15 protein-coding genes and 2 tRNA genes are annotated in these 16,642 nt (G+C 68.0%); all 17 read right to left on the bottom strand.

Going from position 1 to position 16,642, the window contains the following annotated elements; all coding sequences use genetic code 11:
- Nucleotide 1: 1 nt before the first annotated feature.
- Nucleotides 2-706 carry an NADH-quinone oxidoreductase subunit J gene (locus CR162_RS03170; protein ID WP_099094082.1) on the bottom strand — a complete coding sequence of 235 codons (705 nt, stop codon included), beginning with the start codon at nucleotides 704-706 and terminating at the stop codon, nucleotides 2-4.
- 126 nt (nucleotides 707-832) lie between these two features.
- On the bottom strand, nucleotides 833-1,321 hold the full coding sequence (nuoI, locus tag CR162_RS03165) for an NADH-quinone oxidoreductase subunit NuoI (RefSeq protein ID WP_099094081.1): 489 nt from the start codon (nucleotides 1,319-1,321) through the stop codon (nucleotides 833-835).
- Between the two features lie 83 nt (nucleotides 1,322-1,404).
- The gene (gene nuoH, locus CR162_RS03160) at nucleotides 1,405-2,415 is read right to left on the bottom strand and encodes an NADH-quinone oxidoreductase subunit NuoH (RefSeq protein ID WP_099094080.1); all 1,011 of its coding nucleotides are present in this window, start codon (nucleotides 2,413-2,415) and stop codon (nucleotides 1,405-1,407) included.
- Between the two features lie 6 nt (nucleotides 2,416-2,421).
- The gene (gene nuoG, locus CR162_RS03155; protein WP_099094079.1) at nucleotides 2,422-4,488 is read right to left on the bottom strand and encodes an NADH-quinone oxidoreductase subunit NuoG; all 2,067 of its coding nucleotides are present in this window, start codon (nucleotides 4,486-4,488) and stop codon (nucleotides 2,422-2,424) included.
- Nucleotides 4,489-4,492: 4 nt separating this feature from the next.
- Nucleotides 4,493-5,803 carry an NADH-quinone oxidoreductase subunit NuoF gene (gene nuoF, locus CR162_RS03150; protein ID WP_099094078.1) on the bottom strand — a complete coding sequence of 437 codons (1,311 nt, stop codon included), beginning with the start codon at nucleotides 5,801-5,803 and terminating at the stop codon, nucleotides 4,493-4,495.
- A gap of 4 nt (nucleotides 5,804-5,807) precedes the next feature.
- Nucleotides 5,808-6,461, bottom strand: coding sequence for a complex I 24 kDa subunit family protein (locus tag CR162_RS03145; protein WP_099094077.1), 654 nt, complete (start codon nucleotides 6,459-6,461; stop codon nucleotides 5,808-5,810).
- Complete coding sequence (locus tag CR162_RS03140) at nucleotides 6,458-7,675, bottom strand: NADH-quinone oxidoreductase subunit D (protein WP_099094076.1); 1,218 nt, start codon at nucleotides 7,673-7,675, stop codon at nucleotides 6,458-6,460. Before CR162_RS03140 ends, CR162_RS03145 begins: the two co-directional genes overlap by 4 nt.
- Nucleotides 7,672-8,337 (bottom strand): NADH-quinone oxidoreductase subunit C, encoded by a 666-nt coding sequence (locus CR162_RS03135; RefSeq protein ID WP_245870099.1) that lies wholly within the window; start codon nucleotides 8,335-8,337, stop codon nucleotides 7,672-7,674. Before CR162_RS03135 ends, CR162_RS03140 begins: the two co-directional genes overlap by 4 nt.
- Nucleotides 8,330-8,890: a NuoB/complex I 20 kDa subunit family protein gene (locus CR162_RS03130; RefSeq protein WP_099094074.1), complete on the bottom strand. Its 561-nt coding sequence runs from the start codon at nucleotides 8,888-8,890 to the stop codon at nucleotides 8,330-8,332. Before CR162_RS03130 ends, CR162_RS03135 begins: the two co-directional genes overlap by 8 nt.
- A 7-nt stretch (nucleotides 8,891-8,897) precedes the next feature.
- Nucleotides 8,898-9,266 (bottom strand): NADH-quinone oxidoreductase subunit A, encoded by a 369-nt coding sequence (locus CR162_RS03125; protein ID WP_176559692.1) that lies wholly within the window; start codon nucleotides 9,264-9,266, stop codon nucleotides 8,898-8,900.
- 226 nt (nucleotides 9,267-9,492) lie between these two features.
- A tRNA-Asp gene (locus tag CR162_RS03120) sits at nucleotides 9,493-9,569 on the bottom strand.
- A 122-nt stretch (nucleotides 9,570-9,691) separates the two neighbouring features.
- Nucleotides 9,692-9,763 (bottom strand) — tRNA-Val (locus CR162_RS03115).
- A gap of 126 nt (nucleotides 9,764-9,889) precedes the next feature.
- Nucleotides 9,890-10,171 carry an HU family DNA-binding protein gene (locus tag CR162_RS03110; RefSeq protein WP_099094072.1) on the bottom strand — a complete coding sequence of 94 codons (282 nt, stop codon included), beginning with the start codon at nucleotides 10,169-10,171 and terminating at the stop codon, nucleotides 9,890-9,892.
- 253 nt (nucleotides 10,172-10,424) lie between these two features.
- Nucleotides 10,425-12,842: an endopeptidase La gene (gene lon, locus CR162_RS03105; RefSeq protein ID WP_099094071.1), complete on the bottom strand. Its 2,418-nt coding sequence runs from the start codon at nucleotides 12,840-12,842 to the stop codon at nucleotides 10,425-10,427.
- 144 nt (nucleotides 12,843-12,986) lie between these two features.
- Entirely contained in the window at nucleotides 12,987-14,243 is a 1,257-nt protein-coding gene (clpX, locus tag CR162_RS03100; RefSeq protein WP_099094070.1) for an ATP-dependent Clp protease ATP-binding subunit ClpX, read from the bottom strand.
- A gap of 157 nt (nucleotides 14,244-14,400) precedes the next feature.
- Nucleotides 14,401-15,042 (bottom strand): ATP-dependent Clp endopeptidase proteolytic subunit ClpP, encoded by a 642-nt coding sequence (clpP, locus tag CR162_RS03095; protein ID WP_099094069.1) that lies wholly within the window; start codon nucleotides 15,040-15,042, stop codon nucleotides 14,401-14,403.
- Nucleotides 15,043-15,256: 214 nt separating this feature from the next.
- Nucleotides 15,257-16,603 (bottom strand): trigger factor, encoded by a 1,347-nt coding sequence (gene tig / locus CR162_RS03090; protein ID WP_099094068.1) that lies wholly within the window; start codon nucleotides 16,601-16,603, stop codon nucleotides 15,257-15,259.
- Nucleotides 16,604-16,642 lie beyond the last annotated feature (39 nt).

The raw sequence follows: 16,642 nt of genomic DNA, 5'->3' as shown, positions 1-16,642 counted from the left end.
CTCAGTGGTGCCCCCCGCCATGGTGGTCGTGGTGGTCGTCATGGCCGACCGCCTTGGGCTTCGGCGCCTCCGGCAGCGGGCGGCGGACGATGCCGAGCTGGCCGAGGCCGGCGCGGGCCGGCGGGTTGGCGAGCTTCACCGCCTCGGCGCGGGCCACCTGCACGGCGATGTCCTGCCGCTTGCTGTTGGCCGGCTTGTCGCGCAGCGTCAGCACGATGGCGCCGATCATGGCGACCAGCAGGATCAGGCCGGCCACCTGGAAGAGGTAGATGTAGTCCGTGTAGATCAGCCGGCCGAGCGCCTCGGTGTTGGTCACCTCCGGCCCCGGCGTCGCGTTCAGCCGCAGCGTGGTGGCGTCCGGCGCGAACTGCCAGCTGCCGAACACGAAGAGCAGCTCCAGGAACAGGATGCCGCCGATCACGGCGCCGATCGGCGCGTAGCGCTGCAGCCCCTCCCGCATGCGGCTGAAGTCGATGTCCAGCATCATGACGATGAAGAGGAACAGCACGGCAACCGCGCCCACATAGACGATGACCAGGATCATCGCCAGGAACTCGGCCCCCGCGATCAGGAACAGCGCCGCGGCGTTGAAGAACGCCAGGATCAGGAACAGCACGCTGTGCACGGGATTGCGGCTGGTCACCACCATGACCGCGGACGCGATCAGGATGGCCGCGAAGACATAGAAGGCGAGTGCGGCGATCATCGCAGCCCGCCCGCGTGCAGATGCAGCATCATGGCACCGTTCCGAGAGAGCCGTCCTGGCAGGAGGACGGGGCCGTGAAGGAAAGCCGCGAGGGTGGCACGGACCGGACCCCCCTCGCCGCGGAACTCAACGGTAGGACGAGTCGAGCTCGAGGCGCTTGGCGAGCTCCGGCTCCCACCGGTCGCCGTTCGAGAGCAGCCGATCCTTGTTGTAGATCAGCTCCTCGCGCGTCTCCGTCGCGAACTCGAAGTTCGGCCCCTCGACGATGGCATCGACCGGGCAGGCTTCCTCGCACATGCCGCAATAGATGCACTTCGTCATGTCGATGTCGTAGCGCGTGGTGCGGCGGCTGCCATCCTCGCGCGGCTCGGCCTCGATGGTGATGGCCAGGGCCGGGCAGATGGCCTCGCACAGCTTGCAGGCGATGCACCGCTCCTCGCCATTGGGATAGCGGCGCAGCGCGTGCTCGCCCTTGAAGCGGGGAGAAAGCGCCGTCTTCTCGAAGGGGTAGCTGATCGTCGATTTCGGGCTGAAGAAATACTTCAGCGTCAGCGCCATGCCCGAGGCCAGCTCGGTCAGCAGCAGGCTGCGCGCCACGCGGTCAAGCGTTGCCATCTCTCACCTCGCCGCGCGGGGGTAGCCCGCGCCCGTCATTCCAACAAGGGGCATCACGACAGGGGCCAGCGGAACAGGTCGGTTCATGCCGGCAGCCACCCCGTCAGCTTCAGCACGAAGGCCGTCAGCACCAGCCAGACCAGGCTGAAGGGCAGGAACACCTTCCACCCCAGGCGCATCAGCTGGTCGTAGCGGTAGCGCGGGAAGGTGGCGCGCACCCAGATGAAGGTGAACAGGCACAGGCAGATCTTCAGGATGAACCAGATCGGCCCCGGCACCCAGTTGAAGGGCGCGATGTCCATCGGCGGCAGCCAGCCACCCAGGAACAGGATGGTGGTCATGGCCGACATGAGGATCATGTTGGCGTATTCGCCCAGGAAGAACAGGGCGTAGGTCATGGAGGAGTATTCCACCATGAAGCCCGCCACCAGCTCCGACTCGCCCTCGGCGAGGTCGAAGGGCGGGCGGTTCGTCTCGGCCAGCGTCGAGACGAAGAAGATGACGAACATCGGGAAGAGCGGGATGGCGAACCACACCGTGCTCTGCGCCCGCACGATCTCGCTCAGGTTCAGGCTGCCCACGCAGAGCAGGACGGTCACGATGACGAGGCCCATGGAGACCTCGTAGGAGACCATCTGCGCCGCCGAGCGCAGCGCGCCCAGGAAGGCGTATTTCGAGTTCGAGGCCCAGCCGGCGATGACGATGCCGTAGACGCCGAGCGAGGAGATGGCCAGCAGGTAGAGCACGCCGACATTGATGTCGGCGATCGCCCAGCCATCGTTCACCGGGATCACCGCCCAGGCGATGAGCGCCAGGATCAGCGTCAGCATCGGGCCGAGGATGAACAGCGCCCGGTTGGCGCCGGACGGGATGATGGTCTCCTTCAGCAGCATCTTCAGCGCGTCGGCGAAGGGCTGGAGAAGGCCGAAGGGGCCGACCATGTTCGGCCCCTTCCGCATCTGCATCGCCGCCATCACCTTGCGCTCGGCATAGGTGAGGTAGGCCACCGCGATCAGCAGCGGCACCAGCAGCGCCAGGGTCTGCGCGACCGTCAGCGCCAGGATGCCGATGGGGGATGCGAGGAAAGCGTCCATGCCGCGTTACTCCGCCGCCAGCCGGGGCGTGGCGTCATTGTAGATGCGGCTGCACTCGGCCATCGTTTCCGAGGCGCGGCTGATCGCATCCGCCTGCCAGTAATCGGTCACCGCGAGCGTGAAGGCGGTGGCCTCCGGCGCCGTGCCGGCCGCAAGCTTCGGCCCGGCCGTGTCGTGGCAGCCATCGGCCACGCGGCCATCGACCAGGCCGAAGACCGGGTTCGCCGCCACCATCCGGGCGCGCAGCGCGTCCAGCGTGTCGAAGGCCAGGCCCACGCCCAGCGCGGCGCCGGCGGCGCGGATGATGCGCCAGTCCTCCCGCGCCTCGCCCGGCGGGTGCAGGGCCATCCGGCCCCGCTGCACCCGGCCCTCGGTGTTGACGTAGGTGCCGTCCTTCTCGGTGTAGGCCGCGCCGGGGAGGATGACATCCGCCCGCGCCGCCGCCCGGTCGCCATGGTGGCCCTGGTAGATGACGAAGGTGCCGGCGGGGATCAGCCCCGGCTCGAAGCCGTCCGCGCCCAACAGCCACAGCGCGTCCACGCCGCCGCCCAGCATGCCGGCCAGGTCCAGCCCGCCCTCGCCCGGCACGAAGCCGGCATCGAGCGCGCCGACTTGGCCGCCGAACAGGTGCAGCATGTTGAAGCCGTGCCACTCGGGCGTCAGCGCGCCGACGCTCTCGGCCAGCGCCCAGGCCGCCGCCAGGATGGCCGCGCCGTCGGGGCGCGCCACGGCGGCGCGGCCCAGCACGATCATCGGCCGCTTGGCGCCCTTCAACACCTCGGCGAAGGCGCTGCTCCCGTCGCGCAGCGCCGCGAGGGCGTCAGGCCCCTCCCCCAGATGCTCGGCCTTGTAGGTGAGGTCGAGCCCGGCCGGGCCGATGCTCGCCACCTTCAGCGCGCCCGAGGACCAGCGCTTGCGGATGCGGGCGTTCAGCACCGGCGCTTCCTTGCGCGGGTTGGTGCCGATCAGCAGCAGGGCGTCCGCCTCGTCGATGCCGGCGATGCCCGAGTTGAACAGGTAGTGATCGCGGCGCGAGACGTCGATCGCCGCGCCGTCCTGCCGGCAGTCGAGATTGGCCGAGCCGAGGCCGATCATCAGCTCGCGCAGCGCGAAGGCGCTCTCGGCATCCACCAGGTCGCCGGCCACGGCGCCGAGGCGCTGGCCGGGGATGCCCTTCAGCCGGGCGGCGATGTGCCCGAAGGCCTCCTGCCAGCTCGCGGGGCGCAGCTTGCCCTCCACCCGGATCCAGGGGCGGTCCAGCCGCTTGCGCTTGAGGCCGTCGAAGGAGAAGCGGCCACGGTCGGCCATCCACTCCTCGTTCACGTCCTCATTGGTGCGCGGCAGGATGCGCAGCACCTCGGGCCCGCGCGTGTCCACGCGGATGGCGGCGCCGACCGCGTCCAGCACGTCCACGCTGTCCGTCTTGCGCAGCTCCCAGGGGCGGGAGACGAAGGCATAGGGGCGGCTGGTCAGCGCGCCCACCGGGCAGATGTCGATCAGGTTGCCCGACAGCTCGGTGGTCAGCGCCTTCTCGACATAGGTGCCGATCTGCATGTCCTCGCCGCGCCCGGTGGCGCCCAGCTCCGGCACGCCCGCGACCTCGGTCGCGAAGCGCACGCAGCGGGTGCACTGGATGCAGCGGGTCATGATGGTCTTGACCAGCGGGCCCAGATACTTGTCCTTCACCGCGCGCTTCTGCTCGCGGTAGCGGCCGCCCTGGCCGCCATAGGCCGTCGCCTGGTCCTGCAGGTCGCACTCGCCGCCCTGGTCGCAGATCGGGCAATCCAGCGGGTGGTTGATCAGCAGGAATTCCATGACGTTGCGGCGGGCGTTGCGGACCAGCTCGCTGTCCGTGAACACCTTCATGCCGTCCGCCACGGGGTAGGCGCAGGAGGCCACCGGCTTCGGCGCCTTCTCCACCTCGACCAGGCACATGCGGCAATTGCCGGCGACGCTCAGCCGCTCATGATAGCAGAAGCGGGGGATCTCCTTTCCCGCCGCCTCGCAGGCCTGGAGGACGGTGGCCCCGTTGGGGACCTCGACCTCGATGCCGTCGATCGTGACCTTCGCCATGGTCTTACTCCGCGGCCAGCGGCATGGCGCCGCCGCTCTTTTTGGCGTGGTATTCCCGGATGCGCTCTTCCATCAGCGGACGGAAGTGCCGGATCAGGCCCTGCACCGGCCAGACGCCGCCATCGGCGAGGGCGCAGATGGTGTGCCCCTCGATCTGGCGCGTCACGCTTTCCAGCACGTCGATCTCGGCGATCTCGGCGCGGCCCTCGACCATGCGGTCCATCAGGCGCTTCTGCCAGCCCATGCCCTCGCGGCAGGGGGTGCACTGGCCGCAGCTCTCATGCTTGTAGAACTGCGCCAGGCGGGCGATCGCCTTGATGATGTCGGTGGACTTGTCCATCACGATCACGCCCGCCGTGCCGAGGCCGGTCTTGTGCTCGCGCAGCGCATCGAAGTCCATCAGCACGTCGTCGCAGATGTGCTTGGGCAGCAGCGGCGTGGAGGAGCCGCCGGGGATGACGGCGAGCAGGTTGTCCCACCCCCCGCGCACGCCGCCGGCATAGCGCTCGATCAGCTCCCGCATCGGGATGCTCATCTCGGCTTCCACGTTGCAGGGCTTGTTCACATGGCCCTGGATGCAGAACACCTTGGTGCCGCTGTTCTTCGGCCGGCCGAAGGAGGCGAACCAGGAGGCACCGCGGCGCAGGATGGTCGGCACCACCGCGATGGTCTCGACGTTGTTCACCGTGGTCGGGCAGCCATAAAGGCCCACCGCCGCCGGGAAGGGCGGCTTCAGGCGCGGCATGCCCTTCTTGCCTTCGAGGCTCTCGATCAGCGCCGTCTCTTCGCCGCAGATATAGGCGCCGGCGCCGCGATGGACGTAGAGGTCGAAGTCCCAGCCCGAGCCGGCCGCGTTGGCGCCGAGCAGGCCGGCCTCGTACGCCTCGTCGATCGCCGCCTGCAGAACCAGGTGCTCGTTGTAGTACTCGCCGCGGATGTAGATGTAGCCGGCATGCGCGCCCATGGCGACGCCGGCCAGCAGGCAGCCCTCGATCAGCGTGTGCGGGTCGTTGCGGACGATGTCGCGGTCCTTGCAGGTGCCCGGCTCGGACTCGTCGCAGTTCACGACGAGGTAGGACGGCCGGCCATCCGGGTTGGACTTCGGCATGAAGCTCCACTTCATGCCGGTGGGGAAGCCCGCGCCGCCACGGCCGCGCAGGCCGGACTGCTTCATCTCCTCGATGATCCAGTCCCGCCCCTTGGCGATGATGCCGGCGGTGCCGTCCCAGTTGCCGCGCCGCCGCGCCTCCTTCAGCCCCCAGTGATGGATGCCGTAGAGGTTGGTGAAGATGCGGTCCTTGTCGCTCAGCGCCACGGTCTCACTCCTTCACGGCGCGGCCATCGGCCGGCGCGTCCATCAGCGGAATGTCGAGCAGGGTCTCCGGCCCGCCTTCCGGCGCGCTGCAGAGACGGCCCCGGGCGCTGCCCGGCTCCGGCCGCTCGCCGCGCTTCAGCGCCTCGATCAGCTTCACCGTGCTCTCGTAGTCCATGTCCTCGTAGTAGTCGTCGTCCACCTGCAGGATGGGCGCGTTCACGCAGCCGCCGAGGCACTCCACCTCGGTCATGGTGAACAGCCCGTCCTCGCTGGTGTCGCCATAGCCCTTCAGGTGGCCGGCATCCTTGCAGGCGCGCAGCACCTCGTCCGAACCGCGCAGCCAGCAGGGCGTCGTGCCGCAGACCTGCAGGTGGTAGCGCCCGATCGGCTTCGTGTTGAACATGAAGTAGAAGGTGGCGACCTCGTAGACGCGGATCGGCGCCATGCCGAGGCGCTCAGCGATGGCATCCATCGCCACGCGCGGCACCCAGGCGCTGCCGGTGGCCCGCCCCATCTGCTTCTGCGCGACATAGAGCAGCGGAATCACGCCGCTCGCCTGCTTGCCTTCCGGATAGCGCTTCAGGATCTTCTCGATCTGCGCCTCGCTCTCCGCGTCGAAGGCGAAGCTCGCCGGCTCCTCGTGGTTCAGCGCACTCACCGGTCGATCTCTCCGAACACGATATCCAGGCTGCCGATGACGGACACGGCGTCCGCCAGCATGTGCCCCTTCGACAGCTTCTCCATCGCCTGCAGATGCGCGAAGCCGGGCGCGCGGATCTTGCAGCGATAGGGGCGGTTGGTGCCGTCCGCCACCAGATAGACGCCGAACTCGCCCTTGGGCGCCTCGACCGCCGTGTAGGTGGAGCCCGCCGGCACGTGGTAGCCCTCGCTGTAGAGCTTGAAGTGGTGGATGAGCGCCTCCATCGAGCGCTTCATCTCGGCCCGCTTCGGCGGCGCGATCTTGCTGTCCTGCACCTTGATCGGGCCGCCAGGCATCTGCGCCAGGCACTGCTTGATGATCTTCAGGCTTTCGCGCATCTCGGCGATGCGGACTAGGTAGCGCTCATAGCAGTCGCCATGGCTGCCCACCGGGATCTCGAAGTCCATCTGCTCATAGACATCGTAGGGCTGGCTGCGGCGCAGGTCCCAGGCGCAGCCCGAGGCACGGATGCAGGGGCCGGAGAAGCCCCACTCCATCGCCTCCTCGGCCGTCATGATGCCGATGTCGACGGTGCGCTGCTTGAAGATGCGGTTGCCCGTCAGCAGGCGCTCGATGTCGTCCACGAACTTCGGGAACTGCTCGGCCCAGGCCGCGATGCGGTCGGTCAGGCCGGCCGGCAGGTCCTTGGCCACGCCGCCGGCGCGGAAGTAGTTGGCGTGGTAGTGCGAGCCGGAGGTCGCGTCGTAGAACTCCAGCAGCACCTCGCGCTGCTCAAAGCCCCAAAGCGAGGGTGTCGTCGCGCCCACATCCAGCGCATAGGTGGTGATGTTCAGGATGTGGTTCAGGATGCGGCTGATCTCGGCGAACAGCACGCGGATGTACTGCGCGCGGATCGGCGCCTCGATGCCGAGAAGCTTCTCCACGGCGAGCGCGAAGCAATGCTCCTGCGCCATCGGCGCCACATAGTCCAGGCGGTCGAAATAGGGCAGCGCCTGGAGGTAGGTCTTGTGCTCGATCAGCTTCTCGGTGCCGCGGTGCAGCAGGCCGATATGCGGGTCGGCACGCTCCACCACCTCGCCCTGCATCTCCAGGATCAGCCGCAGCACGCCGTGCGCGGCCGGGTGCTGCGGGCCGAAATTAATGGTGTGGCTGTCGATCTCGACCGTGCGGGTGCCGCCCGAGGCCGGGGTGTCGTCGGTGCTGAGGCTCATTCGCGGGTGATCCGGTTGAGATGCACCTTCTCGTCGCCGGGCAGCGTGGTCATGCCTTCCCAGGGCGAGAGGAAATCGAAGTTGCGGAAGTCCTGCGTCAGCTTGACCGGCTCATAGACCACCGCCTGCCGCTCGGGGTCGTAGCGGACCTCGACGAAGCCGGTGAGCGGGAAGTCCTTGCGCAGCGGATGCCCCTCGAAGCCGTAATCGGTGAGGATGCGGCGCAGGTCGGTCTGGCCCTCGAAGACGATGCCGTACATGTCCCACGCCTCGCGCTCGAACCAGGTGGCGGAGGGCCACAGGTCGACGACGGTGGGCACCGGGGTCTCGGCATTCGTCGTGGTGATGACGCGGATGCGGTGGTTATGCGTCATCGAGAGGAGGTTGTAGACCACCTCGAAGCGCTCCGGCCGGCCCGGCCAGTCCACGCCGCAGATGTCCATGCACTGCTGGAAGTCGAAGCGCGGATCGTCGCGCAGCATCCGCAGCACGGCGTGCAAGGCCTCGCGCCGCACCCGGATCTCCACCTCGGCGCCGCGCGCCACCTGGGAGGCGAGCACGGCCTCGGCGGGAATGGCGGACAGCACGGCGGAAAGCAGGGCCTGGTTCGCGCCTGGCGCGGCCTGCGCCCCGGCGGTCTCGATCGCGGTCTGGTCAGCCACGGAGGATGCTCCCCGTCCGGCGGATCTTCTTCTGGAGCTGCAGCACGCCATAGACCAGCGCCTCGGCGGTGGGCGGGCAGCCGGGCACATAGACGTCCACCGGCACGATCCGGTCGCAGCCGCGGACGACGCTGTAGCTGTAATGGTAGTAGCCGCCGCCATTGGCGCAGCTGCCCATGGAGATGACCCAGCGCGGCTCGGCCATCTGGTCATAGACCTTGCGCAGCGCGGGGGCCATCTTGTTGGTCAGCGTGCCGGCCACGATCATCACGTCCGACTGGCGGGGCGAGCCGCGCGGGATGACGCCGAAGCGGTCGAGGTCGTAGCGCGGCATATAGGCATGGATCATCGGCACGGCGCAGCAGGCCAGGCCGAAGGTCATCGGCCACAGGCTGCCGGTGCGCGCCCAGTTCACCACCTTGTCGAGGTTGGCGACGACGAAGCCCTTGTCCTCAATCTCGCCGGTGACGCCCTTCACCACGGCGTCCTGCTCCGGGCCCGGCGGGAGGCCCTGCTGGTTCCAGCTCAGCTCGCTTTGGTTGCTCGCACTCATCGGCGGCTCACTCCCAGTCCAGGGCGCCTTTGCGCCATTCGTAGATGAAGCCCACCGTCAGCACGGCCAGGAAGCCCATCATCGAAAGGAAGCCGAGCCAGCCGATATCACCCAGCGCCACCGCCCAGGGAAACAGGAAAGCCACTTCCAGGTCGAAGATGATGAACAGGATGGCGACGAGGTAGAATCGCACATCGAAGCGCCGGCGCGTGTCGTCGAACGGCTCGAAGCCGCACTCATAGGCGGAGACCTTCTCCGCATAAGGCTTCTGGCGGGCCGCCAGCACGCTGCCGCCCACCATGGCCACGGCGATACCCGCGGCGATGGCCAGGAAGACCAGGATCGGGAAATAGTTCGCCAGCAGGGGCTGGGTCATGTTGCGTCCGTCCCTCGGGCCCGCGGCCCAACAAAACCATGCGCAGGGGAGCGCACGGCGTGTCGCGCCACGGGGCATGCCGCAGCGCAACGCTGCGGCGGACATTACCCCCCCGACGCCAGGATCGCCATAGCCCGGAGCGCCTTGCGGAACATTGAAAGATGGAAAGCAGGCCAACGCAAAACGCCGCCCCGGCAAACCGGGGCGGCGTTTTTGCCTTGCGACGTGGCGCGAGTGACGGGGCTCGAACCCGCGACCTCCGGCGTGACAGGCCGGCGCTCTAACCAACTGAGCTACACCCGCTTGCGTCGTGGGGCGAGAAATACGGCGCCGCCCGGTCAGTGTCAATCGGCGAAACTCATCTTTCCGCCGATTGATTTGATGGGGAACTGATCAGCTTCCGCTGCGGCCGTCGCCTGGGGGAATGGGCACTGACGGATTCGAACCGCCGGCATCCTCGGTGTAAGCGAGGCGCTCTACCGCTGAGCTAAGTGCCCGCACAGCAGGGTTGCGATTACCCTCCCCGCCCCCCTCGGGCCAAGCCCCAAAACGACAAGGAGCCGGCATCGCTGCCGGCCCCCCGAACATCATCCCCCGCCCTTCCCGGGCGAGGCGCCACGCCCTCAGTTCAGGTCGTCCTTCAGGGCCTTGCCCGCCTTGAAGCGCACCGTGGTGGAGGAGGCGATCTCGATCTCCTCTCCCGTGCGCGGGTTGCGGCCCTTGCCGGCCTTGCGGCGCGAGGTGGAGAAGGTGCCGAAGCCCACCAGGCGGACTTCCTGCTTGGCCTTCAGCGACTGGCCGATCGCGTCGAACACCGCGTCGAGCACCTCGCTCGCCTTGGCCTTGGAGAGCTCACCCGTCTCCGCAACAACCGCGACGAGATCCTGTTTGTTCACGTGATTCATCCTCGCCTGGGGGCCCATGGACCGGCAGAAGCCGGTCCCTGTCGTCGCGACACTAGGCAGCCGGTTTTTCCCCCGTCAACGCCGCGCTGAAGGCAGCGCCGCCCGCCGCCGCCATTTTCCAGGGCTGATGCAGGCCGGTCACGGCACGAGCGTCGCAATGGCCGCGCGGGCCGCAAAAAACCCGGGGAAGGCTTCCCTTCCCCGGGCTCCAGGCCGTGCCACGGCCGCGGCTTCCAGGCCGCGGCAGGGCGTCTCAGTGCGGCAGGCGGGCCGGCTGGCCGGTCTTGCCGTCGGTCGTGGCCGGCGGCGCTTCCTCCGGCTCGGACCAGTCGATCGCCTCGGGCGCGCGGACCAGGGCCTTGCTGATCACCTCGTCCACATGCGAGACGGCGTTGATCGTCAGCCCCTTCTTCACGTTGTCCGGGATCTCGGCCAGATCCTTCTCGTTGTCCTTGGGGATGAAGACCGTGGTGATGCCGGCCCGCAGCGCCGCCAGCAGCTTCTCCTTCAGCCCGCCGATCGGCAGCACCCGCCCGCGCAGCGTGATCTCGCCCGTCATGGCGACATCCTTGCGCACGGGGATGCCGGTCAGCACGGAGACGATGGAGGTCGCCATGGCGATGCCGGCGGAGGGACCGTCCTTCGGAGTCGCACCTTCCGGCACATGGACGTGGATGTCGCGCTTCTCGTACAGCGTCGGCTTGATGCCGAAGCTGGCCGAGCGGCTGCGGACATAGGAGATGGCCGCGGACACGCTTTCCTGCATCACGTCGCCGAGCTTGCCGGTGGTCTGCACCTTGCCCTTGCCCGGCACCATGACCGACTCGATCGTCAGGATCTCGCCGCCCACCTCGGTCCAGGCGAGGCCGGTGACGACGCCCACCATGTCCTCCGCCTCGGCCTCGCCGTAGCGGAACTTCTTCACGCCCGCATACTTCTCGAGGTTCTTGCGGTTGATGGCGACCTTCTTGGCCTTCTTGGAGACGATCTCCTTGACGGCCTTGCGGGCCAGCCCGCCCACCTCGCGCTCGAGGTTACGGACGCCGGCCTCGCGCGTGTAGTAGCGCACGAGGTCCAGCAGCGCCTCGTCCGTCACGCTCCACTCGCCTTCCTTCAGCCCGTTGGCCTCGGTGACCTTGGGCAGCAGGTGGCGGCGGGCGATCTGCACCTTCTCATCCTCGGTGTAGCCGGGGATGCGGATGATCTCCATGCGGTCCAGCAGCGGCTGCGGCATGCGCAGGGAGTTGGCCGTGGTGACGAACATCACGTCCGACAGGTCGTAATCGACCTCCAGGTAGTGGTCGCCGAAGGTGGCGTTCTGCTCCGGGTCCAGCACCTCCAGCAGGGCCGAGGACGGGTCGCCACGCCAGTCGGCGCCGAGCTTGTCGATCTCGTCCAGCAGGAAGAGCGGGTTGGAGGTCTTGGCCTTCTTCATGCCCTGGATGACCTTGCCCGGCATGGAGCCGATATAGGTCCGCCGGTGGCCGCGCACCTCCGCCTCGTCCCGCATGCCGCCCAGGGACATGCGCACGAAGTTGCGGTTGGTGGCCTTGGCGATGGACTTGCCGAGGCTGGTCTTGCCGACGCCCGGAGGCCCGACGAGGCACAGGATCGGCCCGCGCACCTTGGGCGAGCGCGACTGCACCGCCAGATATTCGAGGATGCGCTCCTTGACCTTGTCCAGGCCGTAATGGTCGGCGTCCAGCACCTCCTCGGCCTTGAGGAGGTCGTTGCGGACCTTCGACTTCTTCTTCCACGGAATGGAGAGGATCCAGTCGAGGTAGTTCCGCACCACCGTCGCCTCGGCGCTCATGGGCGACATGGAGCGCAGCTTCTTCAGCTCGCCCAGCGCCTTGTCCCGCGCCTCGGGGGAAAGCTTGGTGGCCTTGATCCGGGCCTCCAGCTCGGCCGCCTCGTCCTTGCCGTCCTCGCCCTCGCCCAGCTCCTTCTGGATCGCCTTGAGCTGCTCGTTCAGGTAGTACTCGCGCTGCGTCTTCTCCATCTGCCGCTTGACGCGGTTCCGGATGCGCTTCTCCACCTGAAGGACGCCGATCTCGCTTTCCATGTGCGCGAAGACGCGCTCCAGCCGGGCCGAGACGCTGGCGATCTCCAGAAGCTCCTGCTTCTCGGCGATCTTCAGGTTCAGGTGGCTGGCGACCGTGTCCGCGAGCTTGGCCGAGTCCTCGATCTGGTTGATCGAGACCAGCACCTCGGGCGCGATCTTCTTGTTGAGCTTGATGTACTGCTCGAACTGGCCGACCACGGTGCGCGCCAGCGCCTCGATCTCGGGCGACTCGGCGGCCTCCTCTTCCTGCGGGGCCGTATAGGCCTCGAAGTACTGGTCGGTCTCCTTGAAGCCGAGCACGCGCGCACGCTTGCCGCCCTCGACCAGAACCTTGACGGTTCCGTCCGGCAGCTTGAGGAGCTGCAGCACGGTGGAGACCGTGCCGACATCGTACAACTCCTCGGCGCCCGGATCGTCCTGCGCGGCATTGCGCTGGGCGACGAGCAGGATCTGCTTGTCTTCCCGCATCACGGCCTCAAGGGCGCGGACGCTCTTCTCCCGGCCCACGAAAAGCGGGACGATCATGTGGGGAAAGACGACGATGTCCCGCAGCGGCAATACGGGGAGCAGCTCACCGCTCAGCAATTCGGGTTTCTTATCCGCCATTGGGGACCTCACTCAGGACAGTCGGCGCAGATCCGCCCGCATCTCGGCACGGCCCCGCGCCACGGGGTTCTCCCAGGAGATGGGACCGGCCGGCGCGCAGGGCAAGCCATGCAGGCCAGCCCCGCGTGCCAGGCCGGGCCGGCCTCATGCGGAAGACTGCTCCGCCGCCCGTTCACCATAGATGAACAGCGGGGCGGCACGGCCTTCGGCCACCTCCTTGTTCACCACCACCTCCTCGACATCCTCCAGGCCCGGCAGGTCGAACATGGTGCCGAGCAGGATGCCCTCCATGATCGAGCGCAGGCCGCGGGCGCCGGTCTTGCGCTGGATGGCGCGGGTGGCGACGGAGCGCAGCGCGTCATCGGTGAAGGTCAGCTTGGTGGCCTCCATCTCGAACAGGCGCTGATACTGCTTGACCAGGGCGTTCTTCGGCTTGGTCAGGATCTCGATCAGCGCCTTCTCGTCCAGGTCGTCGAGCGTGGCGACCACGGGGAGGCGGCCGATGAACTCCGGGATGAGGCCGAACTTCAGCAGGTCCTCGGGCTCCACCTCGCGCAGGATCTGCCCGGTGCGGCGCTCATCGGGGCCCTTGACGTCGGCGCCATAGCCGATGCCCGAGCCCTTGCCGCGGCCGGCGATGATCTTCTCGAGGCCCGCGAAGGCGCCGCCGCAGATGAACAGGATGTTCGAGGTGTCGACCTGCAGGAACTCCTGCTGGGGGTGCTTGCGCCCGCCCTGCGGCGGCACCGAGGCCACGGTGCCTTCCATGATCTTGAGCAGCGCCTGCTGGACGCCCTCGCCCGACACGTCGCGCGTGATCGAGGGGTTGTCCGACTTGCGGCTGATCTTGTCGACCTCGTCGATATAGACGATGCCGCGCTGCGCCCGCTCCACATTGTAGTCGGCCGCCTGCAGCAGCTTGAGGATGATGTTCTCCACATCCTCGCCGACATAGCCGGCCTCGGTCAGCGTGGTGGCGTCGGCCATGGTGAAGGGCACGTCGAGGATGCGCGCCAGGGTCTGCGCCAGCAGCGTCTTGCCCGAGCCGGTGGGCCCGACCAGCATGATGTTGCTCTTGGCGATCTCGACTTCGCCGCTCTTCGCCCCGTGGGCCAGGCGCTTATAGTGATTGTGCACCGCAACCGAGAGCACGCGCTTGGCGTGTTCCTGCCCGATCACGTAATCATCCAGCACCTTGCAGATCTCGCGCGGGGTCGGCACCCCGTCGCGGGACTTCACCAGGTGCGTCTTGTGCTCCTCACGGATGATATCCATGCAGAGCTCGACGCACTCGTCGCAGATGAAGACCGTCGGGCCGGCGATGAGTTTGCGTACCTCGTGCTGCGACTTGCCGCAGAACGAGCAATACAGGGTGTTCTTTGAGTCGCCGGACTTGCTCATGCGCGCTCCTGGACCCCCCGGCGATGGGCCGGGCGATCTTGCGGGACTGTAGCCCCCCTGTCATCCAGGGGGAAGTTGGAACAGGGGCAGGCGGCCCGCGCCGGCCCCACCCCCGCCCTGCGGGTCTGCCCCGGGACTGTTCGGTCCCGGCGCCATCTCACCCCTTCGGTGCCTCGACGGGGGTGGCGGGCCGCTCCTCGACCACCTGGTCGATCAGCCCGAACTCCTTGGCCTCCTCGGCGGACATGTAGCTGTCGCGCTCGAGCTTGCGCTCGATCTCCTCGAGCGGCTGGCCGGTGTGCCGCACATAGATCTGGTTCAGCCGCTTGCGCAGCGCCAGGATCTCGCGCGCCTGGATCTCGATGTCGGTGGCCTGGCCCTGCGCGCCGCCGGAGGGCTGGTGCACCATGATGCGGCTGTTGGGCAGGGCGAATCGCTTGCCCTTCTCGCCGGCCGTCAGCAGCAGGCTGCCCATGGAGGCGGCCATGCCGAGGCAGACGGTGCTGACCGGGGCGCGGATGTACTGCATGGTGTCGTACATCGCGAGGCCGGCGGACACCACGCCGCCCGGGCTGTTGATGTAGAAGGCGATGTCCTTGTTCGGATTCTCGCTTTCCAGGAACAGCAGCTGGGCGCAGATCAGCGACGACATCTGATCATAGACCGGGCCGGTCAGGAAGATGATCCGCTCCTTCAGCAGGCGCGAATAGATGTCGAAGGCCCGTTCGCCCCGGGCGGTCTGCTCGATGACCATCGGGACGAGGTTGTTGTACAGTTCGACCGGATCGCGGTCCCGCATTTTGCATCCTCTCGCGGCAGCGGGTGCCCGGAACCCTCCCGCGGGCCCCTGCCCGCGGCGCCCCGGCACCGGCCCGCCGCCGTCACCCTAAAGCTTCACAGGTTAACATGGGGCAGCCGAAGCCGGCGCGAAAGAGGGGCGGCGCATATGGCGGCGGGCCGGGAGCGGCAAATCCACCCCCGGCCCGCGGTCCCACCCGGCCCTGCGGCGCCGCTCAGGCGGCCGGGTCGGCCGAGAGCTCGCCCGCGGGCACTTCCTTCTCGGTGACCTGGGCCAGCTCCAGCATGAAGTCCACGACCTTCTCCTCGAAGATCGGGGCGCGCAGGTTCTCGATCGCCTGCGGGTTCTTCTGGAAGAACTCCAGCACCTGCCGCTCCTGGCCCGGATAGCGCTGGGCCTCGGTGCGCATGGCGCGGGACAGCTCCTCGTTGGTCACCTGGATGTTGTTGCTGCGGCCGATCTCGGACAGCAGCAGGCCCAGGCGAATCCGGCGCTCGGCGATGGCCTTGTAGTCGGCCTTCAGCGTCTCCTCGTCCTTGCCCTTGTCCTCATCGTCCAGGCGGCCCGCCTTCAGGTCGGCCTCGACGCGCTGCCAGATCTGGGCGAACTCGGCCTCCACCATGGAGGGAGGCACCTCGAAGCTGGCCTGCGCCGACAGGGCATCCAGCAGCTTGCGCTTCACGTTGAGGCGCGAGAGCTGGTCGTACTCGCCCTGCAGCGTCTCGGTGATGCGCTGCTTCAGCTCGTCCAGGCTGGCCAGGCCGAGCTTCTTGGCGAAGTCGTCGTCCAGTGCGGCGTCCACCGGCTTCTGCAGCTTCTTCGCCGTCAGCTTGAAGCGCGCGGGCTTGCCCGCCAGCTCGGCGGCGCCGTACTCGGCCGGGAAGGTCACGTCCACATGGCGGGTCTCGCCCACCTGGATGCCTTCCAGACCCTCGGCGAAGCCGGGGATGAAGCCGCTGCCGCCGATCTCCACCGGCATGTCGGCGCCCGTGCCGCCGGGGAAGGGCTCGGACAGGCCGCCCTCGGCGCTCTCATCCACCAGCCGGCCCTCGAAATCGGCCACCACCACGTCGCCCTGCGCGGCAGGGCGGGGCTCGGCCACGTCCTCCATCGCGCGGTTGCGGGAGGCGATGCCCTCCAGCGCCTTGGTGACGTCCTCGTCGCCCACCTTGGCCACCGGCTTCTCCAGGCTGATCGCCGAGAAGTCGGGCAGCGGGATCTCGGGCAGCTGCTCCAGCTCGATCTTGAACTCGAGATCGGCGCCGTCGGAGAAGTTCACCAGCTCGATCTTGGGCTGCATGGCGGGGCGCAGGCCGCGCTCGTCCACCACCGCCTTGGTGGCCGACTGCACCTGCTCCTCCAGCACCTCGCCCATGACGGCGGAGCCGTAGCGCTGCTTCACCACGCCCATCGGGATCTTGCCGGGGCGGAAGCCCGGCAGGCGGATCTCCTTGGCCAGCGAGACCAGACGCTGATCGCGCGCCGCGGCGATATCAGCCGCCGGAACCACCACGGTAAAGGCCCGCTTCAGCCCCTCGGCTGCCAGCTCGGTCACCTGCATCGCCACACCATGCTCCTGAAATTCAGTCCTGCGCCGGGC

The sequence above is a fragment of the Teichococcus rhizosphaerae genome, from assembly GCF_002631185.1.
Taxonomy (GTDB): Bacteria; Pseudomonadota; Alphaproteobacteria; order Acetobacterales; family Acetobacteraceae; genus Pseudoroseomonas; species Pseudoroseomonas rhizosphaerae.
The sequence above is the reverse complement of the archived record's forward strand: the minus strand, read 5'-3'. Positions and strand labels throughout refer to the sequence as shown.